Annotated in this window: 21 protein-coding genes; 7 read left to right on the forward strand and 14 right to left on the reverse strand. The window is 47.4% G+C overall.

From position 1 onward, the window contains the following. Positions 1-4 precede the first annotated feature (4 nt). Entirely contained in the window at positions 5-208 is a 204-nt protein-coding gene (locus ACY2RR_RS03420; RefSeq protein ID WP_490106739.1) for a cold-shock protein, read from the forward strand. A gap of 269 nt (positions 209-477) precedes the next feature. On the opposite strand, the gene ACY2RR_RS03425 is transcribed toward ACY2RR_RS03420, so the two are convergent. Next, complete coding sequence (locus tag ACY2RR_RS03425; RefSeq protein ID WP_490106740.1) at positions 478-1,731, reverse strand: Bcr/CflA family multidrug efflux MFS transporter; 1,254 nt, start codon at positions 1,729-1,731, stop codon at positions 478-480. 267 nt (positions 1,732-1,998) lie between these two features. Between ACY2RR_RS03425 and ACY2RR_RS03430 the strand changes: the two genes are divergently transcribed. Next, complete coding sequence (locus tag ACY2RR_RS03430; RefSeq protein WP_490106741.1) at positions 1,999-2,223, forward strand: DUF2496 domain-containing protein; 225 nt, start codon at positions 1,999-2,001, stop codon at positions 2,221-2,223. Positions 2,224-2,256: 33 nt separating this feature from the next. On the opposite strand, the gene ACY2RR_RS03435 is transcribed toward ACY2RR_RS03430, so the two are convergent. Together ACY2RR_RS03435 and ACY2RR_RS03440 are read right to left on the reverse strand one after the other, a co-directional pair. Continuing rightward, on the reverse strand, positions 2,257-2,940 hold the full coding sequence (locus tag ACY2RR_RS03435) for a class I SAM-dependent methyltransferase (protein ID WP_490106742.1): 684 nt from the start codon (positions 2,938-2,940) through the stop codon (positions 2,257-2,259). Between the two features lie 32 nt (positions 2,941-2,972). Further along, complete coding sequence (locus ACY2RR_RS03440; RefSeq protein WP_490106743.1) at positions 2,973-4,010, reverse strand: MBL fold metallo-hydrolase; 1,038 nt, start codon at positions 4,008-4,010, stop codon at positions 2,973-2,975. A gap of 113 nt (positions 4,011-4,123) precedes the next feature. Here ACY2RR_RS03440 and ACY2RR_RS03445 point away from each other — a divergent pair, with 113 nt between their 5' ends. Continuing rightward, positions 4,124-4,858, forward strand: coding sequence for a sulfite exporter TauE/SafE family protein (locus ACY2RR_RS03445; protein ID WP_490106744.1), 735 nt, complete (start codon positions 4,124-4,126; stop codon positions 4,856-4,858). Here ACY2RR_RS03445 and ACY2RR_RS03450 read toward each other — a convergent pair. Continuing rightward, positions 4,832-7,237 carry a hybrid sensor histidine kinase/response regulator gene (locus ACY2RR_RS03450; protein ID WP_490106745.1) on the reverse strand — a complete coding sequence of 802 codons (2,406 nt, stop codon included), beginning with the start codon at positions 7,235-7,237 and terminating at the stop codon, positions 4,832-4,834. The two genes, ACY2RR_RS03445 and ACY2RR_RS03450, sit on opposite strands and share 27 nt — an antisense overlap. A gap of 177 nt (positions 7,238-7,414) precedes the next feature. Here ACY2RR_RS03450 and cls point away from each other — a divergent pair, with 177 nt between their 5' ends. Next, on the forward strand, positions 7,415-8,908 hold the full coding sequence (cls, locus tag ACY2RR_RS03455; RefSeq protein ID WP_490106746.1) for a cardiolipin synthase: 1,494 nt from the start codon (positions 7,415-7,417) through the stop codon (positions 8,906-8,908). A 229-nt stretch (positions 8,909-9,137) separates the two neighbouring features. Beyond that, positions 9,138-10,280 carry a GGDEF domain-containing protein gene (locus ACY2RR_RS03460; RefSeq protein ID WP_490106747.1) on the forward strand — a complete coding sequence of 381 codons (1,143 nt, stop codon included), beginning with the start codon at positions 9,138-9,140 and terminating at the stop codon, positions 10,278-10,280. Positions 10,281-10,498: 218 nt separating this feature from the next. Here ACY2RR_RS03460 and ACY2RR_RS03465 read toward each other — a convergent pair whose 3' ends face one another. Next, a complete protein-coding gene (locus ACY2RR_RS03465; RefSeq protein WP_490106748.1) occupies positions 10,499-11,839 on the reverse strand; it encodes a purine-cytosine permease family protein in 1,341 nt (446 codons plus the stop codon). A gap of 59 nt (positions 11,840-11,898) precedes the next feature. Beyond that, positions 11,899-12,909 (reverse strand): class II fructose-bisphosphatase, encoded by a 1,011-nt coding sequence (gene glpX / locus ACY2RR_RS03470; RefSeq protein WP_490106749.1) that lies wholly within the window; start codon positions 12,907-12,909, stop codon positions 11,899-11,901. A gap of 268 nt (positions 12,910-13,177) precedes the next feature. Here glpX and ACY2RR_RS03475 point away from each other — a divergent pair, with 268 nt between their 5' ends. Further along, the gene (locus tag ACY2RR_RS03475; RefSeq protein ID WP_490106750.1) at positions 13,178-13,633 is read left to right on the forward strand and encodes a Rap1a/Tai family immunity protein; all 456 of its coding nucleotides are present in this window, start codon (positions 13,178-13,180) and stop codon (positions 13,631-13,633) included. Positions 13,634-13,649: 16 nt separating this feature from the next. Here ACY2RR_RS03475 and ACY2RR_RS03480 read toward each other — a convergent pair whose 3' ends face one another. The 7 genes from ACY2RR_RS03480 to ACY2RR_RS03510 all read right to left on the reverse strand — a co-directional run bounded on the left by ACY2RR_RS03480 (position 13,650) and on the right by ACY2RR_RS03510 (position 23,077). Further along, the gene (locus ACY2RR_RS03480; protein WP_490106751.1) at positions 13,650-14,339 is read right to left on the reverse strand and encodes a hypothetical protein; all 690 of its coding nucleotides are present in this window, start codon (positions 14,337-14,339) and stop codon (positions 13,650-13,652) included. A 67-nt stretch (positions 14,340-14,406) separates the two neighbouring features. Next, positions 14,407-15,405 (reverse strand): alpha-L-glutamate ligase-like protein, encoded by a 999-nt coding sequence (locus ACY2RR_RS03485; RefSeq protein ID WP_490106752.1) that lies wholly within the window; start codon positions 15,403-15,405, stop codon positions 14,407-14,409. A 5-nt stretch (positions 15,406-15,410) separates the two neighbouring features. Continuing rightward, positions 15,411-16,979 carry an inactive transglutaminase family protein gene (locus tag ACY2RR_RS03490; protein WP_490106753.1) on the reverse strand — a complete coding sequence of 523 codons (1,569 nt, stop codon included), beginning with the start codon at positions 16,977-16,979 and terminating at the stop codon, positions 15,411-15,413. 103 nt (positions 16,980-17,082) lie between these two features. Further along, positions 17,083-17,742: an ATP-dependent zinc protease family protein gene (locus ACY2RR_RS03495; protein ID WP_490106754.1), complete on the reverse strand. Its 660-nt coding sequence runs from the start codon at positions 17,740-17,742 to the stop codon at positions 17,083-17,085. A gap of 199 nt (positions 17,743-17,941) precedes the next feature. Continuing rightward, positions 17,942-21,001 (reverse strand): hypothetical protein, encoded by a 3,060-nt coding sequence (locus ACY2RR_RS03500; RefSeq protein WP_490106755.1) that lies wholly within the window; start codon positions 20,999-21,001, stop codon positions 17,942-17,944. A gap of 119 nt (positions 21,002-21,120) precedes the next feature. Continuing rightward, positions 21,121-21,897, reverse strand: coding sequence for an enoyl-CoA hydratase (locus ACY2RR_RS03505; protein WP_490106756.1), 777 nt, complete (start codon positions 21,895-21,897; stop codon positions 21,121-21,123). Positions 21,898-21,922: 25 nt separating this feature from the next. Next, a complete protein-coding gene (locus ACY2RR_RS03510; protein WP_490106757.1) occupies positions 21,923-23,077 on the reverse strand; it encodes an acyl-CoA dehydrogenase family protein in 1,155 nt (384 codons plus the stop codon). 186 nt (positions 23,078-23,263) lie between these two features. Here ACY2RR_RS03510 and ahr point away from each other — a divergent pair, with 186 nt between their 5' ends. Then, on the forward strand, positions 23,264-24,265 hold the full coding sequence (gene ahr / locus ACY2RR_RS03515; protein WP_490106758.1) for an NADPH-dependent aldehyde reductase Ahr: 1,002 nt from the start codon (positions 23,264-23,266) through the stop codon (positions 24,263-24,265). A 54-nt stretch (positions 24,266-24,319) separates the two neighbouring features. Here the strand turns inward: ahr and ACY2RR_RS03520 are convergent, their stop codons facing one another. Continuing rightward, entirely contained in the window at positions 24,320-25,300 is a 981-nt protein-coding gene (locus tag ACY2RR_RS03520) for a GlxA family transcriptional regulator (RefSeq protein ID WP_490106759.1), read from the reverse strand. Positions 25,301-25,323: the final 23 nt, after the last annotated feature.

Below are 25,323 nucleotides of genomic sequence, written 5' to 3' on the forward strand. Positions count from 1 at the left end.
GAAAGTGAATACAGGTACCGTTAAGTGGTTCAATGCAGATAAGGGCTACGGTTTTATTACTCCAGATGATGGCGGCAAGGATCTTTTCGTACATCACTCTGAAATTAAAGTTGATGGTTACGCGACTCTGAATGAAGGTCAGAAGGTTGAGTACACTATTGGCCAGGGTCAAAAAGGCCCATGTGCAACCAACGTAGTTCCACTCTAATAACTGTCCCTCTCTGATTTACTGCTGTCACGGAACCTGGTGGAAGATGTATTTACGCTTCTACCAGATTTCTTTTTCTTGATTAATATTTACAGCCAAAATTTCATTTTTTCTTCTCTCCTTCTTGCCTAATATTCAAAGCTTTTCCTTAATACCTTCAGGGTGTGTTCACGATTAAATATCAATAGACATAGTTGAAAAATGAGAAAGGTCTGATGGCATCTCCTGCACAAAACAAAGCAGGCGATGCCTTTAAATTATGAGATCGCTTAAGCTGCTTTTCTAACAGGCAGAATATTTTCAGAAGCTTCTTCGTCAGACATCACTACATCACTCTTACGGCCAATCAGAGTGAGACAAAGAACAGAAAGTATTCCACAACCAGCCATCAGAGCTGCCATAGGAACAGCTGTTCCGTTGTGAAGAATACCGGCCAGTCCTGCCGTGATTCCGCCGATACCAAATCGCAGAACACCAGCGGCAGCATTCGCGGTTCCGGCAATTCTTGGGAAGTGTTCCAGTGCCAAAGCATTGGAGTTTGGTCCGGTAAAGCCCATGCAGGAAATGAAAACCACCACCGGAGCAACAATACCCACTAAACCACCGAAACCTGTCCAGGCATTAAACAGCAGAACCATTCCGGCCACACAGGAGGTATAGCAACCAAAGCGCAGTAGGTTTCTTAATCGGAAAACGCCCATCAAGCGCATATTAATAATATTGCAGAGCCCCATGCCCAGAATATTCATTCCGAATAAAAAGCCATACTGATCCGCCGGAACACCAAACATTTCTATATAAACAAAAGGCGAACCACTGACGAATGCGAACATGCCGCCAAAGAAGAATCCATGAGCAAGTATGTAACTCATTGCCTGCCGATGGGTTAAAACCTCTTTGTAAGCAGCAATTAACTGCTGGGGGCTCATCTGAATACGGCGAGATTCAGGGAGAGATTCCTTGAGCTTGAATAAAGCCAGAATAAAAGCGAAAACACCCGCTCCCGCCAGAAACAGGAACAGACTTGGCCAGCCAGCAAAACGCAGAATCTGCCCACCAAGAATTGGAGCGGCAAGAGGAGCAACTGTCATCACCAACAATACAGAGGATAAAACCTTTGCACATTCTTCCCGAGGGAAGAGATCCCGAACCATCGCAGGAATACACACCATAACCGCCGCACCGGCCAGAGCCTGAATAGAACGGATGATAATCAACTCGGTGGCACTGCCTGCCATAGAAGAGAAGATGTTAGTGATCACATAAGCCACTGTTCCTGCAAGAATAACCTTCAGTCTTCCATAGCGGTCTGAGAGTGGTCCCAAAATTACCTGACCAAGAGCAAACCCAATGGTATATGCGCTCAGTGTTAGCTGAATACGTCCCAGGGGCTCTCCCATAGAACGAGCTATTTCCGGCATCGCTGGAAGATACAAATCAATGGCCAGAGGACCAAGACACGTTAGAGTGCCCAAAATCAGCACCAGCAAGCGCCGGCTCTGAACGGTTTCAGTATTTTGCATAGGGTGATGTACAGTATCTGACCACTACCGTCCGTAGTAATGTGAAAAAATTAATGTCACTCGATCATGACAGCTATCGCTTCCGACAGGTATAAGATGATTCACCAACAAAGCCGCCCTTAACAGGGCAAAGACCGTAAAATCATCCAACGGAAACCAAATGACTCTAACGGCAATAAATGGAGTTTCTTTAAATTGAGCCTAAAGCCTGAACAAGCACATGCCGACATACCCTCTCAGCCCAATAACGGATATGAGAGCAACGATATGTCACTTGATGAAGCTCCTGAGCATGTAAAGCTGGCTGTGGATATGATTCGTCAGATGGAAAATCTGAACTTTCCGAATGAAACAGTTCTGGAAGCCTGCCTGCTGGTGATACAGGACACCCTGAATAAATTGGAGTCCAATGATCGTCTGTTCTGGAAAAACCGTCTGAGCAATATTCTCAGTGCTCCCGGTTCCAAAAAAAGTTTTCGTCAGGAAGCCTGATTTCTCAGGCTTCCATATTTTGGACGTATGAAATTAGATACGATCCAGCCTTATGGTTAAATGAGCAAATTCAACGCCCATATCCATGAGCCTTGCGGAGTCAGTAGATTTCCAGTTGCAATCAAGCATTTCCGTACGAAATTCTTTTCCCCAAAGCTCTTGCACCTTATCAGCAGATAAACTCCAGGGTGGGCCAAGCACCACACTTTGGTCGTACTGCAACCCAAGAATCAGGCCATGCTTCAGCTCTGGGGCAAGAGTTTTGAGCTTGCTGACATATTTTTCCTGCAACTCTGGAGGAAGTGCGACTAAAGACCCTCGGTCGTAAAGTACAGTGGCCTCCGTAAGTTCATCAGGAAGAGAAAACATATCACCCTCCCAGATATCGATACCCGGCCCTCGCCAGAGATTATGGCCATACTGAGTTGTTTTCTTGTATTCCAGCCCCCGTTCACGGAAAAAGTCTTCAATAGCTAACTCTGAGAGTTCCAGCCCGACCACCCGATAACCTCGGCGAATCAACCACTCCATATCCCGTGTTTTTCCACACAGAGGAACCAGTACAGTCGTCCCGGCTGGAACACCAAACATTGGGAAATGACGAATCAGATAAGGATTCCAGGAAGGCCGGTGCCAGCCGGAAAAGCCATTTTGCCAGCAGTCTTCCCAATCATTGTTCTCAACTACTGGTTTTTTGGGGCTAAACGGTCTTACCATCTGCGGCCTCCCATCTGTTTTTTCTTTTTATCTTACAGATCTTTTACCGGAAAATTCATTACAGCTAAAGGCTCTGGCATTACCCAGGTAGCATCATCAGGCTGGGCAGATTCTAGACGTTCAATGTATGCATCAATATCTGCGAACATAACGGGCTTGTGAGGGCCTTCCGGATTATTGCCGAAGAAGTCTTCCCAGTGCCCCAGCACGCTGACTCTTGGTTGCATAATTTCAACCAAGGCTTCTGGATAATCATCCACTTCCTGAGAAGCACCAACAGTCTGAAGAGACAAATCCACCCTTTTTCCGTCGTTCAAAACGGGAGGTATTCCCATACTGGCATTACAGGCGGCATCCTGAAAGTGAACCCGGTAGACCGGACGACCATCATCATTCAGGAAATCCACCAGCCAGGCATAAGTCTGACCTTCCAGCCAGGCGTGAGCATCCCAGGGCAAAGCGGAAAGATCTTCGTTGTACGTTCCCTGCAGGAATTTTATCCCCATAAAGTGCGGGGAGTGTTCCGACTTAATAGCCATCACCCTTACTTTATTTTCTTCATCATAAAACCATTCGCCAGGGTGAGCTCCCGCCGTTGCAGCCTTACCATTCACTATTTCAATACGGTCTGCAGAAACTTCCGAAATGATTGTGTGCTTCATGGTTTTGGAACCATAAATACGGGCATTTTTCGCCTGATTATTCATCACATAGGGAACATCCAGCAGATGATCATAGTGGGCATGACCTATCAGCATCATGGAGGCATCTGAAGCATCAGGCATCAGCTTGTCTATGCGTTCTTCGTCAGGAGCAATGGGTTGATAAGGTGCCGGTGGAAAACCAAGAAACCCAGGATTAGAAAACGATGGACCGGTTAAAACGGAGACATCCTGATAACGCATCAAAAAACCGCCCACACCAAGAAACTGCACACTGACTTCTTCAGGGCCAGAAGAAACAGCTTCTTCACCAACAATTCTTTTCGTGAGTGGCAGATGATCGCTATTTGTCGCACACCCGGTTAAAAGTGCCACCATCACCACTGTCATTATTGTTGTTATTTTCACCACTACCTCTTGTTTTTAACAGCCAACCTTCGGAAAGGCGAAATAATATGAAGATCGGAAGAGCAATATAATGACCGTTGTTTTCAACGTTAGAGATGTAGAGCAACTGTTGTATGGAATGGAGTCCCGAAATTTTCAACGTTGGAACGGTCAGCCTTATTCTCGCACTGTCTTTTACTGGTGCCATTATTCAGGGAACCATGGGATTTGGTTTTGCCATTGTTACGGCGCCTTTCCTCTATTCCATCAGCCCTGATTTTATCCCTGCCCCTCTGATCATAACGTATATCCCCCTTGGGATATTCCTGGCATGTAAAGAGCGCTCTGCCATAAGCAGAACAATTACCCCTGCGCTGATTATCGGGCGTATCCCTGGCACACTCCTGGGAGCAGCTTTACTTGGAGTTGCGACCAAGCAACATCTCAGCATGATGCTTGGCGTTCTAGTGATCAGCAGCGTTTTTATCAGTGTGACTAAAATATCGGTGAAAGCGAATCGCACAAACCTGTTACTGGCCGGATTTGCATCTGGTGTGACAGCAACAGCAGCCTCCATTGGTGGCCCACCGATGGCACTGGTACTTCAAAATGAGAAAGGTTCATCTGTTCGAGCCAACCTTTCCTGTGTAGGTGTCGTCTGTAGCTTAATATCCCTAGGTGCTCTCTTTTTCTATGGACGCTTCACACTGCACCATCTCTGGCTTGCTGCACTTCTTATGCCCGGCTTACTCTGTGGGCTTGGCGTATCACACTACATAGTCAAAATCATACACCCTGGTGCGTTGCGCCCCTTGGTTCTTCTCCTGTGTTTTGTCAGTGGCTCAATGGCTATTTTCAACGGCCTGTAGGGCTTCCGGGATGGGAAGAATATAACGCTTCAGGATCAGCGCGATTTCTTCCCGAGTAAATGGCTTACCAAGATAATCATCCATTCCCGACATCAGACACTGCGTTCTAACAGTTTCTGAAACATGGGCTGTCAGAGCGATAATAGGGATCAGTTCTCGTCCTTCTCCAGACTCAATTGCCTTCATCTCAGCGGCAACCTCGAAGCCACTGAGGCCTGGCATAGCGCAATCAAGAAAAACAAGGTCAAAGTGTTCATGCCGATAAAGCTCTACAGCTTTAATGCCATCTTCTGCACGAACAGGTTCAACACCTAGGTCAGAAAGATAAGCGGAAACAACAAGCCAGTTCGTATCGTTATCTTCTGCGACCAAAACCTTATTGCCGTAAAAACGGTAGTCGGCAATGTTAAAGTTGAAATCATCCTCATCTGGTACGGCATTCACTGGCATCAGTGAAACCTGGAACCAAAATCGACTGCCCTCGCCCGGCGTACTTTCGAAATCAATACTTCCTCCCATCAGTTCAACTAACTGACGGGAAATGGTTAGCCCCAGGCCAGAGCCGCCAAACTTACGACTGATGTCATCTGCTCCCTGAGTAAACGAGTTAAACAGCACACCACGAAGTTCAGGACTGATTCCTATGCCGGTGTCTTCTACTTCAACCCGCAGCCTGATGAAGTCATCGTCAACCCAGTCTTTACGAATACGAAAATGAATATGACCTTGCTCAGTAAATTTGCAGGCATTTCCCAAAAGGTTCACGATAATCTGCCGAAACCGTGTTGGGTCGCCAATCACCTGATCCGGAAGGTCTGAATCCAGTTCAAAATGAAGGCGTAACCCCTTCCTCTCGGCTTCTACCTGGAACATATCAACAACACGATCCAGTAAATCCGGTAATGAAAAAGGAATATGTTCCAGACTGATATGTCCAGAATCTATACGAGCATGATCAAGTACATCATTAATCATGGTCAGCAGTGACCCACCAGCCTCTGAAACAGTTCCCACATAACGGGCCTGCTGCTGATCCAGAGAAGTGCGTTTTAAAAGATCCGTAATTCCAAGAATGCCATTGAGCGGCGTGCGAATTTCATGACTGATACGGGCCAGTATTTCCCCTTTAGCCTGGTTCTCTGCCCGCTCAGTGAGAGCCTTCATCTCTCCCTCTTCCTGCCCTCTTCGCAACAGATAAACCCTGAATCCCAAACCGGCCAGAAGCACGAAGTATTCCGTAACAAATGCCATTTTCAGGCTGTAAACAGAATTTACATAGTTATGCGTCAGGCCAAGATTGGAGACCGCAACAAATATGCAGATGGTAAAGCAGAGAGACCAGCCAATTGAGAACACAATTGCAGGCCTATCCCCCTGTAAGGCCCGAAACAGGCTCTGCATAAAGATTCCCAGAATCATGAAAGAGATAGGAATCACTGCCATAAAAGAGCTGACGTAGTAGGGGAAAAAGGAGGCTACAGGGATAAGCGCCAGCATATAACCGATAAAGACCCGGTTAATAATATCGATTCTGGGAAGAAATTCTCTTAAACGCAGATAACGCCGGGCAAAAAGGGTTAAAAATGCAGCGTCTATACATTCAAAATAGACGACCGAAAACTCCTGAAAATCAAGCCATGGTGACCACAACGGGAAACCGGAACCGTCGAGTGACATGACGGTCAGGGTGCCAGCCACAACGTGTATTAAAAAGAAGATATACAGATCTTCACGAAAGACCAGCGACATCATCAGCGAGACAAAAATTACCGCCAGGCACAAACCATAGAAAACACCATCTGAGAAAAAGCCCTGTTCGGTATTTTCTGCCAGGGCTGTATCCCCGATAACCCCAAGAAGAATCTGCATGGTGCTTGTGCTGTTCACCTTCAGATACCAGGCTTTCTCTTCCAGAGGCTCCATATTCAAAGGGAAAGTCAGTAATCGGCTTTGAACGGGCCATTCATTCCAAGGAACACGATCTCCTCCCTTTAAAACCTCCCAACCTCCGGAACCATCAGGAGAATACAAGGTCATAGAATCGATGCGCGAAAACCCGGATTTAAGGAACAGGCGGATTTTTTCACTGTCCCGGTTACGCAGTTTTATGCGCAACCAGACAGTTTCATCGGTATAGGCGAGATTTATCTGTTCAACCTGAACTTTCGAGAACGCGGTTGTGTAATCTCCAGAAACCTCATCTATACCAAGAGTGCTGTCATTGGTTCGAAAAATATCGAGACTCGTGCCAAGGGTTTCATAGGGCTGGTTATCTCCAACCTCAAAAACAGAAGAAAAGCTCAGGGGGGATAGTATGAAACCCAGTACCAGTAATAAGACGGAGAGACTTCCGGGCACTCGATCCAAAACAGTTTTCATTTTATTTTTATCAGGCTTTTTCTATTGGCCCTATTGTGGGCAATCCTTAAACCTTGGGCAATACCTTATAGGCAGCCTGGCAGTCAACTTTCAGCCGCGCCTGAAAGCTGTCTTTTCATTCGTCTCGCATGTAATCTGTGCCACGAAACGAATCTGGACAACGACCTCCAGTTTATTATGAATTCAGAACCAACATCTCTTGCACTGCTGAGTAGTTTTGCTGGCTTTGGCTACATGGCCTTGATCGCCATGTTTGTGCTGGTAATTATAATGAAGCGTCGCCCGGTTGGTGTGTCTCTATCTTGGTTGCTGCTTCTTTTTGTTCTTCCGGTTGCCGGTATTGTTCTTTTCCTCATGTTCGGCACCCGTCGTCTTGGTAGCAAACGCCTGCGTCGGGCTGAAAGTTATGCGCCAACCTACAACGAATGGTTCAATCACCTGAAACAGGTACTTTTTCCTGAGCCTCGGGACACCCGGGAAAAACCAAGACATAACCGGGTCTATAACCTCACAGAACACACAACCCGAATTCCGGCCCTGCCTGGTAACAGCCTGTCCCTGTACCATGAAACCGATACCCTTTTTCAGGCCCTGATTCATGATATTCAGCAGGCCAAGGAAACCATTCATCTGGAGTTTTACATCTGTGAGGCCGGTGGACAAATTGATGATGTTCTTAGTGCTTTGGAAGACGCTGCCCACCGTGGAGTCTCCTGCAAAATCCTTCTGGATGCCGTAGGCAGCAGTCAGTTCCTCCGTAGCGAAGAAGTCCTTCGTCTGAAAGCTGCAGGCATCAGAATCCGTTCATCTCTTCATGTTGGTCCACTGCGTATGCTGCTGGAACGGATCGATCTTCGTAACCATCGTAAGATGATGATTATTGATGACGACATTGCCTGGACAGGAAGCTTTAATCTGGCAGATCCAGCATTGTTTAAACAGGATGCCGGTGTCGGGCAGTGGATTGATGCAATGGTGCGCATCCAGGGCCCTGCCGCTCATGCGACAGGAGCCATATTTCTTTATGACTGGGCTATGGAAACGGGAGAAGATCTGCAGATCTGTCGGCAGCCTTTTCAGTACCAGCCTTCTGCGATATCAACGCCACAGGCGCCAGACAATAAGGCGCCAGTGCATGTTGTTCCCTCCGGCCCGGGTATAGACAGAAAGCTGATTCATCAGGTGCTTCTGGCTGCAGCCTACGAAAGTCAGAAAGAACTGATTATTACCACTCCTTACTTTGTTCCTGACGAAGCTTTGGTAACAGCCCTGTGTTCAGCTGCGATCAGAGGAGTGAAAGTGATTCTGGTTGTACCTGAAAAGAACGATTCAAGAATGGTTCATTTCGCCAGCCGTTCTTACTATGACGACTTGCTAAATGCCGGCATTCATATCATGCATTTCACTGCAGGACTACTGCATACCAAGTGTGTTCTTGTTGACCGGGAAACCGTTCTCTTTGGTACCGTGAACCTTGATATGCGCAGTGTTTGGCTAAATTTTGAACTGACATTAATTATCTACGATCAGAGCTTTGGCCAGCATATTGCCACACTGATGGAGGACTATATCAGTCGTTCTCACTCTGTAGATGAAAAAGACTGGAAAAAGCGACCTTTCACCACCAGGATGGCTGAAAACATTGCCCAGCTGTTTAGTCCGCTGCTTTGATCATAAAATCTGGCATTAAACAATGATTTTTACACTGACTCATGCCTAGTTTTAGACTGAATCAATCTCTCATTCTGATCCCGTGATATATTCCAGACACACTTATAAGTGACACTGAAATTTGTTCACCTCTGCTTATATACCGATGCCAGTTGCACCTTCTAAGAGGTGCAATGCGATGCTGCGGGGGTGAGTTTATTGTGCAAAGCACAATCAGATCTGGAAACCCATGAGCGAAACATTCAGCGCTGAAAAACTCACCAGTTCTCGAGAGTGGAAAAAATCCCATATCCAGGATAACCGGGTCTTTGCAGCAGGTATCATGTGCTATTTGATAATCACCCTGCTGTGTTTCACTATTTCAGCCTTTTACTACTTTCTTGGTGATATGACACTGGTTATTCCACTGGCTATTTCTGGTGGAATATCCCTGCTCGGCAGTGCGCATTTTGTGTTCACCCGCAGGCACCAACCATCATCAATGATTATCGCCCTGACACTTACCGGGCTTTCTATCTATTTCATGATTATCAGCCAGCACCAGCTGGGAACACTTCTGTGGATGCTACTCCTCTCACCCATAGTGATGTACACGATGGGAGCCAGTGCTGGTTTAGGGGTTATGTTTGTTGTTTTTTCCATTGCCTGCATTATTTTTCTAAATCCGAACTATCCCTACGCACAAACCTATAAGTTCGTTTCCCGGTTGCGGTATCTCATCGTATTCGGCAGTTCTATAGCCTTTTCTGCCTGCATGGAATACATGTGGAACCGCACCAATAAAGAACTGTGCAAATTGGCTAAAGACTTGGAAATTCAGGCTGGCAGCGACCATTTGACAGGATTGTCCAATCGGCGCCGAATGATACAGAGCATGACTCGGGAACGTTCACGGGGAATCCGCGCAGAACAACCCTACTCAATCATCATTGCAGATATTGATAATTTCAAAAAACTCAATGACAACCATGGCCATGCAGCTGGTGATGCAGCCATTATTGAAGCAGCACGAATCTTTGAGTCCCACATTCGCAGAGAAGACCATCTTGCCCGCTGGGGAGGAGAAGAATTCCTGATCATGCTGGGCAATACCCACTGTGAAGAAGCCTACGCCGTAGCTGAACGGATAAGAACGACTTTACAGGATGCAAAGTTCAAGGTGGGCAAACATAAGCTCAGCATTACTGCCAGCTTTGGCGTTCATACCACAGACTTCACTACCAGTCTGGAGCAGGACATTAATACCGCGGATGAGTTTTTATATATGGCGAAGAGCGCCGGTAAAAACAAGACTGTTGTTTCTGATGTCGACATGCACAAGAAAACAACAGTACCCCAACTGACTGTTGTACCTAATTGCAAAGAAGCCTGAACTATTGTCTTGAGTACCAGAATACCAGGGGAAGAATCGGGCAAAGAACCATTAGGCCGATTCTGATAAGTTCAGGCCACTGATCCATCGCATTGATTTTCCAACTCCAGGACAACATCAAGAGTGCTGGAACTCCGATCAGGAACAAGCAAGACACGATAAACGCAACAGCCCACCGTCCTTTACGCCCCATGTTTCCCACCCCTGTTGATCCCTTATCAATTACAGCTTAGGCGCTCCAGCAGACAAAACATTATTGACGCTAAAACAGTTACCAAAATAGTTGCCAGCCAGTGCGCTGGTATCCAAAGAGCAAGCAGAGTCAGCGGTAGAATTGGAATACAGGCGCTCAGATTCCAACCTCGCCAGTACCAGTACTGCCCATCGGACTTATACAGATTGTGAACATTTAATTGTTTCCTGTGCAGGAAACACCACCCAAGCAGCACACCAGAAACCGGCCCAAAGACAGCTCCTGCCACAGATAAAATATCCACATAACGGTGAACGACATCCGGGAAAAGCGCCAGCAATGTGGCCATGATAATAATCAAGCCGGTTGCCCTGAAGCGCCCCAACACTTCAAAACTATTAGCCAGAGAGAAGCCACCGGTATAAAGATTAATCACGTTAATCGTCCAAGCATCCAGAACTGTAACCAGAACTATAAGAGCGGTCAGAATAACTCCGGGTTGCAACTGCACCAGCATATCAAAAGGGTTGATGGTGGAGGCTCCGCCTGCTGCCACACACCAGGCACCAAACAAAGACCCGACGGCAGTCCCTGCAATCACACCGGAAAACACTCCCGCTTCAAGGTGCAAAGTATTGCGGGTGTAACGGCTAAAGTCCGCAGCATCTGTCATCAGGGACAACATGCTGGAAGCGATACCATTAAACCAGACCAATAAAATGGCCCAGGTCCAGCTATCCACTTGAAAGTTCAGAACATGGGAGGCCGATGCTTTATCTCCGCCAACCATCAACAACCAGATACCAAGAACCACAAAAGAGCCAAGCTTCAGTGGCAGTGTAAATTCAGAGAGTCGCGACAAACCTCCGTAACCAGATAACGCAACACCGCCCTGCAAAGCCGCGAATCCTGCAGCTAACGATCCCAAAGGAACCGAGATTCCATAGCTTTTTAAAATGGCATCTATCGCCATCATCGCAGCGATTGTCTGGAAGGCATACCAGTAGACGGAGCAGATTGCCCGAAGCACCGAGGTAATCCATTTGCTTCCCCTAATGCCAAATACAGCCCGACAGAAAACCTGCCCGGGAATCCCCTCTTCTACGCCAACACGAGCCAGCACCAGAAATGGCAGCATACCTAAACTGACTGCCAGAACCTGAACAACCACAGTTGTTGTTACGGAAAGTCCGGCAGTGAGCATAAGGCCAGATGTCACCAGTGTGGCGGGGTTGATCATGCTGTTACAGAACACAGCAAAGAGTGGCCAGAACTGGCCTTTGCGAAGAGAGGAGGGAACAGGTGTTAAGCCCTGACGTTCCGCCGCGTAGATATCATGCCATCGCGTTCTTGTTGCTTGTCTCACTCGAAAGCTCTCCCCCAAAATGAGGGAGAACTGTAGTCATCACACGCTAATCTGCCTAATTACAGAATATGAGCACAGACTTCCGGGTCTTTACGTTCCAGATAATGAGTGGATTGAATCCGGCGAATAGTGCGGGACTTACCACGAATCAACAGGGTTTCAGTCGTTGCGATATTACCCTGGCGAGCAACGCCCTGAAGAAGATCACCTTTAGTGATGCCTGTAGCAGAGAAAATCACTTCGTCAGTGGACACCAAACGTTCCATGGAGAGCTTAATGCCAGGTTCAATACCCATTTCACGACAACGCTCCAGCTCTATCTTACCGGCTTCAATATTTTCAGGGGTATCGCCCTTAGCATCATTTCTCAACACCAGACGCCCCTGAAGCTCACCATTTAAGGCCCGAATAACCGCTGCAGAAACAACGCCTTCCGGAGCGCCACCTACACAATACATGGCGTCTACTTCGCTGTCCGGCATGCAAGTGAGAATGGAAGCGGCTACATCACCATCAGGAATAGCAAACACACGTACTCCTAAATCCTGCATCTGCTTAATAACACCATCGTGACGAGGCTTGGAGAGGGTAATCACTGTCAGCTTATCCAGACCTTTCCCAAGCGCTCCGGCGATTGCTCGCAGGTTATCTTCCAGTGGGCGATCAATGTCGATAACTCCACGGGCATTAGGGCCAACAGCCAGCTTTTCCATATACATATCAGGAGCTTTCAGGAAGCCACCTTTGCGGGCAACAGCCATAACAGCAATGGCATTGGGTTGCCCCATGGCAGTCATCCGGGTGCCTTCAATAGGGTCTACAGCAATATCAACGGCATCACCGCTACCTTTACCAACCTTCTCACCGATGTAAAGCATAGGGGCTTCATCAATCTCCCCTTCACCTATAACGATTTCACCATCAATTTCTACCTGATTCAGCAGAGTACGCATGGTATGCACAGCTGCTGCATCAGCTTTGTTTTTATCACCGCGTCCCAGCCATTTGTACGCAGCCAGTGCAGCCGCTTCAGTTACCCGGGAAAACTCGATCGCCAGTTCACGCTTCATGGTTTGGTCCATCAGCAGAGTAAAAAATCCGGCCTGACTGTATAGCAAAGAATCTGATTCAGAAAGCCATTGAGTGATAAAGCGTTCATTATCTGACTTTATGAACGATGAATAATCAAACAACCCTTACAAATCAAAGACCACACAACTCTCAACAATACAAAACCTTTACACTTTGATTGCCGCATACGTATTGATACGTATATAGAAAAAAGGGAGCATATAAACCACCAATATAACGAAAACATCTTAAGGAGAGGTCAAATCAATGAACCCGCTTAACCGGTATAGCTCGAAGTTGATGAAAACCCTGTTGGCTGGAATAACATTGCTCTGGACAATTTCAGCATTCGCTATGCCCCCTGCCTTCGGTGATGTACAACAAGCAAACAAAACCATTGATAACCAGAACTTCAATCCTATGGTCGATACCAAGGACTATATGATTGCCTGTGGAGATTATCAGCGTATTAATCAAAGTGACATGCTGCAGCGATTGTCCAAGAACTGGCAGCGTTGCTACGCCTACACCTCTGCCACCATCTCAGCCATGCGCGATATGGAACGCACAACGCCTTTAAAACAGTTCTGTGTACCTAAAAATGTCAGCACAGAATATGCGATTGAACTGACTGTAAAATACGCCAACAAAGTTCCGGAAACCCTGGAAGAAACACCTGCAAAGATAGTTCTGGAAGCTCTGGCCGTCAGATATCCCTGTTAAGTTACAAACTTACAGCTTAGATTGGCAGAAATGCCATGGTTGCAACCCCATGCACAACACGGTTGATGGTCCTGTTATTTTTCTGGGCCACCAGTGTTGCCATCATATCCTGATGGGCGGTGAGCTTGGCGAAGATACGGGAAAAAGCAAAGTTAACCTCACTCCCTGAGCCATGAGCAACAAGGTAAGGTTTGCCATTGTCCTGAAGCCGGCTGCGTAACCGCCAGGAAACAATTTCAATATTTCTGGCGCTGTTATAAAGCTTCTGTTCATCCAGAGAGTCGGGAAGGAAAAACTCCCTCTGGCCATTCCAGGATTGTCTGATCATCCCGGCTAAACCACCAACAAGGGCAAAAACCCTGTCGCCTTTATAAGCATCATCAAAAGCCAGCAGCATGGCATCTGCACCACTGTGGCCTTGCAGTTCCTGAAAGGTTATTCCGGCAGCAGGTCCAAAGATTTGCTCCAAGCGGCTTTTGATACTTTGCCCACGAACCTTTCTCAACTCTTTTGGATTACGTTTGTAGAGCTTGATCATTAGAGACCTCAACAGGGATTCTTCAGTGGTAATAAAGGCATCTGCCACAAGATCAATATCACTTTTGGCAAGATCAGAAACTTCAAAATCCTGAGTTGTACAGCCTGTCAGAAGCCCTGTAAGAAAAAGACTCGAAAAGAGAAAAAGTAATGTTCTTATTTTTTTCATGGCAGCTCTTATCTTTCCTACCCTGGAAAGTAATTTTATAAGGATACTGCCATGAGCAATTCTCAGTCTATGCCAATTCTGGAACCATTTTTTCCTCAGGCATATGCTCAGACTCGCTGAATGTCGCCTGAGAATAATCAACTCTTTCAGCAGCAGACATATGGGGATGCGGTAATCCTTCAATTGTCTTTAATCGGGGCAGAAGTCCTTGCCCGTTAGCAATCTGAATAGCCAGCCCTGGTCGTGCATTGAGCTCAAGAATCAAAGGCCCGTGAAGGCGGTCAAGAACAATGTCTACTCCCAGATAGCCCAGTCCGGTCATATCAAAGCAGGCCGACGAAAGCTCCAGCAGGCGTCGCCAGTGGGGAACTTTCAGATCATTAAATGAATGTCCGGTATCAGGGTGGTTGGCTACTGGTTTATCAAACTGAACAGCTTTCAGGCTTTTCCCGGTAGCGAGATCAAGTCCGACGCCTACAGCTCCCTGGTGAAGGTTAGCTTTCCCGTCTGAAGCGCGGGTCGCCATGCGCATCATCGCCATCACCGGATAACCCTGAAAAACAATGGTGCGAATATCCGGGACACCTTCAAAGCTGAACCGATCAAACACCGGGTCAGCCTTGATCAGGCCTTCAATCATTGCAATATCGCTATTGCCACCAAGGCTGTACAAACCACCGAGAATGTTGGAGATATGCCGCTCAACATCTTCAAAGGTTACCCGGCTGCCACTGGCTTTAATCCAGTCGCGGCCTTCCCTCCCGGTAATCACCAGAATACCTTTACCACCACTTCCTTTGGCAGGCTTGATAACAAACTCATCCAACCGCTCAAGTTCAGCACGTAGGCGCAGAATATCGTGCTGGGTGTGAATAATATGCAAAAGCCGGGGGACGGCGACACCAGCGGCAATAGCCATTTTTTTGCTGGTGACCTTGTTATCTACAACAGGAAACTTTGAGCGGTCGTTATAGCGACCGATATAAGCATGGTTGCGCTGGTTCATACCCAGCACACCACGCTCCCGCAAATGCCTGCGGCGCTGGAACAGAGAACTGAAAAGCATGATTATCAGTCCTCAACCATTGGTCTGAAACGACGAAGTTCAAGCAACCGATAACCAGTGTATTGTCCCAGCAGCAAAGTAAAGCCAAGCACACACAGGAGAAGTTCCGGGAAGTTAAATGTCAGATGCTCAATATATCGGTTAGTCATGGCGAAGTAGCTGATCACCGCCACCAGCAAACTACCACTGCCGCTTACCAGAACATCCATCGGGCCTTCTTCTTCCCAGAGAATCGACATTCTCTCAATAGTCCAGGCAAGGATAATCATCGGGAAGAAAGTCACCGACATAGACTGCTGTATTCCCATCTTGTAACTAAGAATACTCATACCCGCCATAATCCCGATAACCACTATCACCACCGATGATATTCGTGCCACAAGGAGCAGGTTCAGCCGGCTCAAAACAAATCGAATCCACAGGCCAATGGAAACGATAGAAACAAAAATCACCAACCCCGGCAGTAGTCGGGTCTGGAGAAATGCCAGGGCGATCAGAACAGGCATAAATGTGCCGCTGGTTTTTAATCCCACCAGAATGCGCATCAATACAACAATCAGGGTACCAATAGGTACCAACAGAATGTAACGGTAAGCGTTCTGTTCTTCTATTGGCAGGCTGTACAGTGAGAAATCAACCAGAGCGGCACGGCTTTGTTTTGCAGAAGCCACCGCCAGCTCATCAACAGGAACTGCACGGGAAAGAGCCGAGAAAGTAATATTGGAATCCCGACCACCAGTTATATCCAGCAGTGATACACCACCACGTTGCCAGGGCAGGAAGTTTTCCGGCATACCCTCAACACCAGTTTCGGGGTTGAACATATACCATTTGCCGCCAGTTCTGACTTCAACCATATCCACCAGTGGTTGATTTCTGCGGCTGTCCTCAAGCATAACGCCGCGTACCTTGCGTACAGGCAGTCCAGTATCCTGCAGTAGTTTCATCACCAGATCGACGCGGGTGTAGCTTTGCGCTGGAGAATTTTCAGAAAGAAGATCACTCAAAAAGGCAGCATTAGAATCTGCATCGTAGTTCTGCAAGTTGCTGATCAACAGAGAAGCAAAACTCAAATCATCAGACGACTGTTTACGCACATTTTTAAGAAGATCATCAGCAGCGACACGATAAGCGCCTTCCAGCTCAGCAAAGTAAGGAGCCGGGCCGATATTCAGCTCCTCATTATCCTCTTCATCGGTTGCACTTGCCGCTTCTGGCAGGCTGTCCTGCACTTTTATCTTGTAATAAAGAGACTGATCTCCTGAAGCATCACGACGTGTCCAGGCAACTCGCTCAACACCATTACGCTCTACACTGCGGAATCCATAACCCGGTGAAGCGTAGGTGGCATCAAGAATACTGAATTTACCGCCTGGTTCAGGCATCGCCAGAGAAACACTGGCTGGGCCATTTTCAGCCTTGAAAGTAATCTTGGCCTCAACATCCCAGATCAGAGCAGACTTACCGGGCAGAAAAGGAAAACCAAGATTAATTCTTTTATACAGGGCAACAGAGGTACCGAGCAGCACTAATGCAAGCACGACAAAAATGATCTGTTTTTTATTGCTGTTCATGTCACCAACTCGACTCTCGATACGACGAGTATCTATGCAAAGAAACGGTTCCCTGAGCTGAACTCAAAGAACCATTAGAATAGGAAGAGAAATGCCTGATGAATTATGGATCTGTAGCGAGATGTTCATAACCAACATCGACAAGCGCCATATCAGTCAGAAAGTTGCGACCGATAAGGGCCGGATATTCGAAGTTCTCACGGTCTGCCAGAGTGAACTCACTGGTTCTTTCGAGCTTTCCTATTTGAACGGTCAGCATCACCACCAGACGACGCTGTGATTCTTCACCTTTACGCTTGATCAACACCCGACGTGTAAGAGGGCGCTCGACTTGCAGAGGGACTTCCTGCCCTTTCACAGGAATACTGAATGCCACCCATGGTGCACCATCCCGTTCAAACTCACGGACAGATGACACATGCAGAGAGTTGGTTTCCGCACCTGAATCAATTCTGGCATCAAACATCAATCCGCCCAAATTGGGAAAGGTAACCTTTTCTACAGCTCCAAGGATTAACTTATTGTCGATCTCAACAGGTTGGTAAATCACCTGGGTACGGGTTATCACCCTTGTTTTCAGTGGCTTTGGCTCAACTGGCTGGCAGGGCTGAACACTGTTCCCTGCTGATTGAGATGTCCCTTCAATCTTTATCCCAGGCTTTTCTTGTACTGGTGTGCGATCAATAGTCTGGCAGGCCGTCAGAAAAGAACAGGCAACTATAAGCCACCATAGATTTCGCCGGCGATTACTGCATGCAGGCATGACAAGGTCCTGATTGTATAATGTTGCTCATGCGCAAAAGGATCTTTACCTAAAACGACTTGAAGAATAGCCGTAACTATCAACAACATGTTGTTAAGGTGTAAAGATCCCTCAAGGAAATCGCACTATTTTATCAGATAGATTCCGTGCTTCTGTGCGTATTTGCCCTTGATACGAGCCGCGCTGAAGCTATATCCGACTAGCAGACCTTGGCTGGCGGAGCCCAAGTGAGAACGCCATTGATCATGACTCGAACCGATATCTCCTGCAGAGTCACTTCCTCTTGCTCTTCTTCTGGCGAGGGTGAGGATTCTTTGGGTTGCACTGAATACTGATGCGCAGTTGTTTCCATTACAGGAGCAGCCACGACTTCCATTGTGTCATCCTGTTCCCTAACTCTCTGGCTCGATACTTCCCCAACCGTTTCCTCAACTGTCTCTTCATCGATCTCAACAGTAGAAGGCTCTTCAACATGAACAGGAGAAGGCATTGGCGTTAAGAAGAGGTCACCCTCATCCTCACTAGGAGGACAGGAAACATTCAGCTGTTGCTCTTCAATAATCTCCATTTCATCTGAGTTTTTTATCTCTTCTTCAGGCTGACTGACAGGAAGCTCTACATTTGAGGCTGGTACTTCCATTTCCTGTACAGAGGCTGGTTTCTCTTCGATGAAAGATTCTGTTGAGTTCGCAGACGTTGACTCCTCTTCTTTACTATTAAGCGGGAACGTCATCTGATCAGAACACTCGTAAAATTCTTCATCAGCATTTTCTTCATCAACGATGCGATCTTTGCTGGCTAATACAGCTTCTTCAAAGCTCTGCTCCCACTCTCTGCGTTTCGGCTCACCATCCAACTCCCACAGAGAGTATTGGGGTGTTGTTTTCAGAAAGCCGCATTTCAACGCACTTTTTAAAGTACCCATACCATTGGGAGAGTCTTTATTGATCAGGCACGCCACATCTTTACGCTTCAGGTATTCCTCCAAGGTCAGGCAACCCTCCTCAGGGTGGAACAGGTTATCAACAACAAACCAGACATCACCAATACGGTGAAGTGTTATATAGCGGCCTTCATGTTCAGCATCCCCCTGATGACAAACCAGGGTTCTCAAATAACCTTTAGCAACAGAAGGCGCACCTTTCCGGAAAACACCAGGAAAATCGATAAGGCCATCACTATCTCCAACCAGCTTCGCAACCCTTGCGTGTTGTTTGTGATGGAATACGGGAGCAAGTGGAGAAGTTATGTTTTCAGGAGCTGGCTTATATTCTGGTATAGCCAGAAGAGCCCCTTTCCGGGCGACAATCTGTGCTACAACAGTCTGAATATCTTGCGCATCTCCAGGCCAATAACGGGAAACGACCTCTTCAATTGTTTCCGTTCTGATTTTTCCAAGTCGCTCCATCCCAAAGCAAAGATCGCGCTTATTAATTTTTTTGAAACACGGTTTTTTTCGCAGGCGATCCAGCTCATCAACGGCATCATTCCCCATGGGAACGCCCATTTCGCAATCCTGCTGCCCTTCAACTGCTTGGTCATAACCCAAACAGTGAAATCCGCCACGATGAACAAATGCCACTGCGGGCTGCTTAGGATTAAATTTCACTTGGGCACTGGCCAGCAAACTGTTCTCAATACCACTGTTTTTCAATAAAGCATCAAAAACGATTGCCCCCCCAACCCATGCTCCTTTCTCCATTTCGGTAGTGACATCATCATGGACATAACAAAATTGTGAGCCTTTCGGGTGCTGCAAAGGTGTCTCAATCAAAAGATGATGCTGTGACGGATCCCCAGAATCGACAGACTGAACATCCATAACCGGGAATCTGGCAATACGATACAGCTCCTGAGCTATGCGAAATGCTGCTGCATGCTTCTCACCCAAAACAATATGGCTATAGTATTTCCCTGTCGTATGATCAAAGACGAGTTCAGGTGCACCTTTTCCCTCAGTCTTTTTACTTTGCAGAGGCTTCAGGGCTTCAGGAACATGATGTGTAGTTCCGCCTTGTTTATCTGTAGCGACTAGTGGAACCAGGTTTTCCCATTTCACAGTTTCTTGTTTCTCTTCACTAGAGAAAGCAGACGTGCTCATCAACATAGCATCACAACCCTCGCCGGGGAGATGCCACTGTTTCCCTACAAAGTGTGGCCTCAGCTCTTTATCATCCCAGTTTTCTATATCTGTGAGTTTCTCATTAATCCCTGCCCGGGCCCTCTGCTTTTCTTCATCCTGCATTTGAGCATACCGACCTACTGAACGCTCAATTTTACCCAACTCTTTATTAAAACATGCAGAAGCAGTCTCTCTGGATACAGGTTGACCTGCTACTTCCTGATAGATCATCTTCTGCAATACACCTTCAAGGCTTACAGCGCCTTCAGAGGTCATTGCAGTCAAAGGAATAGAGGCTCCAAAAGAGGGCTCATTTTTGGACGAACGGGAACGAATGGGATGCCCACGAACGTTATCAACCTTAGAAATCTGAATAGCCTTCTGTTGTATAAAGCCCTGCCATTCCGTTGTTGGATCATCAACAAGGACTTCAAAAATGCATCCCATAAACAGTGCAGGATCTATCAGTTTTAGTTTATCCAGATTGTCAGTAAGAAACTGTTCCGGGTCAGTGTCAGCATCCACCTCGATATCGAATGGAAACAGTCGTTTGATATCTTCATGCTTCTGATCATTGGCGTACCGGCATAACGCCAGAATTAAGCGACCATAAATAGCCAGTGGAAGCACCCCGTCTATTTGGCGACTGCGCAAAGCCATCTGACATTCACAAAATGCTGTTCTTACCTCTTCCCACAATTCTCCCTTTTCCGTTGGGGCTTGCTTCTGGCTAATAGCACTTAAATCCTCATCTCTGATCGCAGATATAAGGAACTGCATAGCGGCAGAGACTGACGTCAACTCTCTGGAGGGAAGAGCTACAGACGTAAAAGGATAAGGTCCAATATCGGACTTACGCACAAAAGGAGTGAAAACCGGGGGACTGACTATAGGCTCAGGTTTTAGACTGACTAAGACTTGGTCATCAGAAGAGCAGGAAGTCTTTCTTTTTTTGGTTGATGGAGATGACTGAAAATCCCGTTCACTCGGCATCTCACCCTTGCCAGCATTTGCCAACTTAGCTCTGCGTCCGGCACGAGTGTTAGCCGCTGGCGAATCCTCCATAAGATTATTGTTTTGTTCTGGAGAATGCTGCCTCTTTCGGGAAGCATCCAAACGAGTGGCTCCTGATTCCATATCTCAACTCCGGTAAGTAACTCCACCGGACAAGACTATTCAGGAAGGAGCAGCGATAAAATCACAAGCCGGTCAGAGAAGCTGACCGGCGCAAGAAGAGTTAGAACAACTAACAACCGTTACTCATAATTCCACTCAGGCTTTCTCTTCTCCAAGAAAGCATTTACACCTTCTGTTTGATTCCCACCATCGAAGAGTGCCAGGAACAACTCACGCTCGGCTGGCAATACCTGACGTACAGGCAGGCTTCGGCCCATCTGTACCAGCTGTTTGCAGGCAGCAACACTGTCAGGGCTTTGCTTACCGGCCATTTCCGCAAGCTCCATTGCCCGGGCGCGCAGATCATCACCTGCAACAACTTCTTCAACCAGGCCAATCTTCAGTGCCTGCTCAGCATTAACCCGTTCGCCACAGAGAATCATGCGTTTGGCCCAGCCTTCACCTACCAACAGAGTGAGATTCTGAGTTCCACCCGCACAAGGTAAAAGGCCAACAGATGCCTCTGGCAAAGCCATAACAGCCTGCTCACTGGCAATACGAAGATCACAAGCCAGAGCAACTTCCAGTCCGCCACCCATGGAGTAACCGTTGATCGCTGCGATGGACACACCACGGAAATCAGTAAGGGTTTCAAAAGCCCGGCCAAAAGCCTGAGCCACTTCAGCGGCCTGATCTTTATCGCCAGCAGCAAACTGTTTCAGGTCCGCACCGGCAGAGAAGAACTTTGGAGAGTCACTGACAATAACAAGACTGACAATTTCTCTGTCTGCATTCAACTCATTAACAATCTTTTCCAGCTGATTGAGGCTGTCTACCGTCCAGGTATTTGCAGGAGGGTTATTCAGTGTAATCGTGGCCACAGAACCACGTTTTTCCAGAATCAGTGCATCGCTCATTTTATTATTATCCTCACTGCATTAATTAGAACTGAAAGACATCATCTGCCAGAAGACGACGGCCGATGATAACCCGCATAATTTCATTAGTGCCTTCAAGAATCTGGTGAACCCGGCTGTCACGCACATGACGTTCCAGCGGATATTCCTTGATATAGCCATAACCACCATGAAGTTGCAGGGCATCGTTGCAGACATCAAAACAGGCATCCGTAGCAAAACGTTTTGCCATGGCACAGTAAGTTGTTGCCTGACTGTCTTTGGCATCCAGTTTAGCTGCCGCCAGATGAACCATTTGTCGTGCAGCGACAAGACTGGTTGCCATATCTGCCAGTTTGAACTGCAGAGCCTGAAACTCACCAATTGCTTTACCAAACTGTTTGCGCTCACCAAGATAAGTTCTGGACTGCTCCAGCGCTGCACGGGCAGTGCCCAAAGAACAGGTGGCAATATTAATGCGGCCGCCGTCCAGACCTTTCATGGCAAAACGGAAACCTTCGCCTTCTTCACCCAAACGGTTGGCTACCGGTACCCGAACATTCTCAAAAGTAATGGTACGGGTTGGTTGAGCGTTCCAGCCCATCTTGTCTTCTTTGCGACCGTAGCTGATGCCTTCAAGATCAGCAGGAATCACCAGTGCAGAAATGCCTTTTGGCCCAGAACCACCGGTACGCACCATAGCAACAAGCACATCAGTGCTGCCTGCACCGGAAATAAAGCACTTACTGCCATTCAGAACATAATCATCGCCATCCCGAACGGCTGTGGTTTTCAGAGACGCAGCATCGCTGCCAGCACCGGGTTCTGTTAAACAATAGGAGGCAAGTTTCTCGCCTGTAACAAGCTGTGGGCACCAGTCATCACGCACTGCCTCACTGCCAAAAGATGCCACCATCCAGGTTGCCATATTATGGATGGTCATAAAGGCTGCGGTGGTTGTACAACCGGCGGAAAGCTCTTCAAAAATCAGGCTGGCATCAAGGCGCCCTAAGCCCATGCCACCAGCACTTTCCGGGGTGTAGATAGAAAGAAAACCCAACTCACCAGCACGTTTAAGCACATCAACAGGAAAATGGCTTTCCAAATCCCAGCGCGCGGCATTCGGTGCCAGCTCCTGACGGGCGAAATCTCTTGCGGCATCTTGAAAGGCAATTTGTTCGGGAGTTAATTCAAAGTTCATGGCAACCCTGACCTTCTTAGTGTTATTGGGGCTGTTGAGATTTTCCCATCATAGGTCAAGAATGTTGATGATCCAATGTTGGCAGGGATCATTTCTATTGGCAGGAAAAAGAGCTTGATTGCATTTAAAAACGGCCCATGATTGACATCAGCTCTGCTTATCCTGAACAGCATAAGAGTGATAACTATGATCAAAGCCTACGCAGCCAACCAACCTGGCGGCAAACTCGAAGCTTTTGAATATGACCCAGGCCCTTTAGGTGACAACGAAGTTGAAATCGCCGTTGAATCCTGCGGTATCTGCCACAGTGACCTGAGCATGCTGAACAATGAGTGGGGAATGACTCAATATCCCTTCGTTGCTGGCCACGAAGTTATCGGAAAGATTACCGCCGCCGGTGCCAACGTCAGTGATCTCAAAATTGGGCAAAGCGTTGGTCTGGGCTGGCACTCTGACTATTGCCACACCTGCCCCTCCTGCATGTCCGGTGATCACAATTTGTGCAACAAAGCACAACCAACCATTGGTGGCAGGCATGGAGGATTTGCAGATAAAGTTCGTGCCGATGCTTCTGCTGTTGTTGCTCTACCAGAAGGTTTGGATGCAAAAACGTCTGGCCCACTGTTTTGTGGCGGAATTACTGTTTTTAATCCGCTGGTGCAGTTTGATATTCCGTCCACAGCTAAAGTCGCGGTTATCGGTATTGGAGGATTGGGACATCTGGCTCTGCAGTTTCTGAATGCCTGGGGCTGTGAAGTTACAGCGTTTACATCCAGTGAAGCCAAACAAACTGAAGCTCTGGAGATGGGCGCTCACAAAACACTGAATTCAAGAAGCAAAGAAGCTCTGTCTGAAGCGGCGGGATACTTTGATCTGATTATTTCCACAGTCAATGTGAAGCTGGACTGGAATGCCTATATCAACACTCTGGCGCCCAAAGGCCGTTTGCACTTTGTTGGCGCAACTCTGGAAGCACTGGATATTGCAGCATTCCCACTGATAGGCGGCCAGCGTTCTATTTCTGGTTCTCCTGTTGGCAGCCCGGCAACAATCAAAACTATGCTGGAATTTGCTGCACGCCATAACATTGCGCCTGTTGTGGAACACTTTAAGTTTGATCAAATTAATGAAGCGCTAGCTCATCTTGAAGAAGGCAAAGCTCGTTACAGGATTGTGCTCAGTCACTAATGCAAATCGAATTGAAAGGCATCACTTCGATGCCTTTTAATTTTTTCGTGGTTATCAACCAAAGCGACGGCTGAACTTTTGCCGATATTCCGTTGGCGTTAAACCCGTTTTCTTGCGAAATAAACGCCGGAATGAACTGACATCACTGTACCCAACGGTGCCCATGACCTTATCCACTGTTTGCGTGCTCTCTTCCAGTATCTTTTGAGCCGCTTCTATTCTCACATCCTGAATATAAACATTGGGTGGGCAATCCAAAGCCGCATGAAAACGACGTATTAACGTACGCTTGGACATATTGAAACGCTCAGACAACTGATCGAGAGTAAAGTCCTGTGAATAATTATCCTCCAGCCAGGATTGCACATGGCGAATCTGGGTATCCTGATGGGGTTTGGACAATCTGACCAGCGAATAGGAAAGCTGGCTGTCTCTTCGATAATCCATCACAAACGATTTCGCAGTCTGTATAGCCGTATCAAAGCCGTATTGCTTTTCCACCAAATGCAAAGCCAGATCAAAGATAGACAGGCCACCACCTGAACAGAAAATATGCTCATCTCGTGTCAGCAGTTTATCGGCCTTGAGAATAACCTGCGGATATCGCCTCTGAAACTGCTCCTGAAAACCCCAATGAGTTGTTGCTACCCGGCCATCAAGAATTCCCGCCTCCGCCAATAGAAAATTGCCGGTGCAGTTGCCAGCGATTATCCAGTTCTCTCGGTTTGCATATTGAAGTAGTTGAATCAGCTCAGCGTTCGAGGCCAAAGCATCTACGATAAGCCCGCCAATAGTAGGAACAACAAGAACATCGGCGTCGTTTACTTGATCAAAGCTCAAGTGAGCGCCTATGGTCAGACCATTCACACATTGCACAGCGTTTCCATCCGGGCTGGCGATTCGCACGTTAAATAATCTGGAAACGCTCTCGCCCTGAATGCGCTCCCAGCTGACTCCAGCCATTCCCAGAATATCGGCCATTCCTGTCACAGCCGTTGCCAGAGTCTGAGGAAACCCTGCGATAACCACGTTCATAAGAGTTTTGTCATTTTTGGCCC

The sequence above is a fragment of the Parendozoicomonas sp. 2304DJ65-17 genome (assembly GCF_058148445.1).

Excerpts from the sequence above, each read along its gene's own strand:
- ACY2RR_RS03500 (WP_490106755.1), bottom strand. The coding sequence starts at position 21,001 with ATGGAATCAGGAGCCACTCGTTTGGATGCTTCCCGAAAGAGGCAGCAT.
- ACY2RR_RS03480 (WP_490106751.1), bottom strand. The coding sequence starts at position 14,339 with ATGAAAAAAATAAGAACATTACTTTTTCTCTTTTCGAGTCTTTTTCTT.
- ACY2RR_RS03490 (WP_490106753.1), bottom strand. The coding sequence starts at position 16,979 with ATGAACAGCAATAAAAAACAGATCATTTTTGTCGTGCTTGCATTAGTG.
- ACY2RR_RS03475 (WP_490106750.1), top strand. The coding sequence starts at position 13,178 with ATGAACCCGCTTAACCGGTATAGCTCGAAGTTGATGAAAACCCTGTTG.
- ACY2RR_RS03425 (WP_490106740.1), bottom strand. The coding sequence starts at position 1,731 with ATGCAAAATACTGAAACCGTTCAGAGCCGGCGCTTGCTGGTGCTGATT.
- ACY2RR_RS03450 (WP_490106745.1), bottom strand. The coding sequence starts at position 7,237 with ATGAAAACTGTTTTGGATCGAGTGCCCGGAAGTCTCTCCGTCTTATTA.
- ACY2RR_RS03505 (WP_490106756.1), bottom strand. The coding sequence starts at position 21,897 with ATGAGCGATGCACTGATTCTGGAAAAACGTGGTTCTGTGGCCACGATT.
- ACY2RR_RS03445 (WP_490106744.1), top strand. The coding sequence starts at position 4,124 with ATGGAATGGAGTCCCGAAATTTTCAACGTTGGAACGGTCAGCCTTATT.
- glpX (WP_490106749.1), bottom strand. The coding sequence starts at position 12,909 with ATGAAGCGTGAACTGGCGATCGAGTTTTCCCGGGTAACTGAAGCGGCT.
- ACY2RR_RS03495 (WP_490106754.1), bottom strand. The coding sequence starts at position 17,742 with ATGCCTGCATGCAGTAATCGCCGGCGAAATCTATGGTGGCTTATAGTT.
- ACY2RR_RS03430 (WP_490106741.1), top strand. The coding sequence starts at position 1,999 with ATGTCACTTGATGAAGCTCCTGAGCATGTAAAGCTGGCTGTGGATATG.
- cls (WP_490106746.1), top strand. The coding sequence starts at position 7,415 with ATGAATTCAGAACCAACATCTCTTGCACTGCTGAGTAGTTTTGCTGGC.
- ahr (WP_490106758.1), top strand. The coding sequence starts at position 23,264 with ATGATCAAAGCCTACGCAGCCAACCAACCTGGCGGCAAACTCGAAGCT.
- ACY2RR_RS03485 (WP_490106752.1), bottom strand. The coding sequence starts at position 15,405 with ATGCTTTTCAGTTCTCTGTTCCAGCGCCGCAGGCATTTGCGGGAGCGT.
- ACY2RR_RS03510 (WP_490106757.1), bottom strand. The coding sequence starts at position 23,077 with ATGAACTTTGAATTAACTCCCGAACAAATTGCCTTTCAAGATGCCGCA.
- ACY2RR_RS03460 (WP_490106747.1), top strand. The coding sequence starts at position 9,138 with ATGAGCGAAACATTCAGCGCTGAAAAACTCACCAGTTCTCGAGAGTGG.
- ACY2RR_RS03435 (WP_490106742.1), bottom strand. The coding sequence starts at position 2,940 with ATGGTAAGACCGTTTAGCCCCAAAAAACCAGTAGTTGAGAACAATGAT.
- ACY2RR_RS03520 (WP_490106759.1), bottom strand. The coding sequence starts at position 25,300 with ATGAACGTGGTTATCGCAGGGTTTCCTCAGACTCTGGCAACGGCTGTG.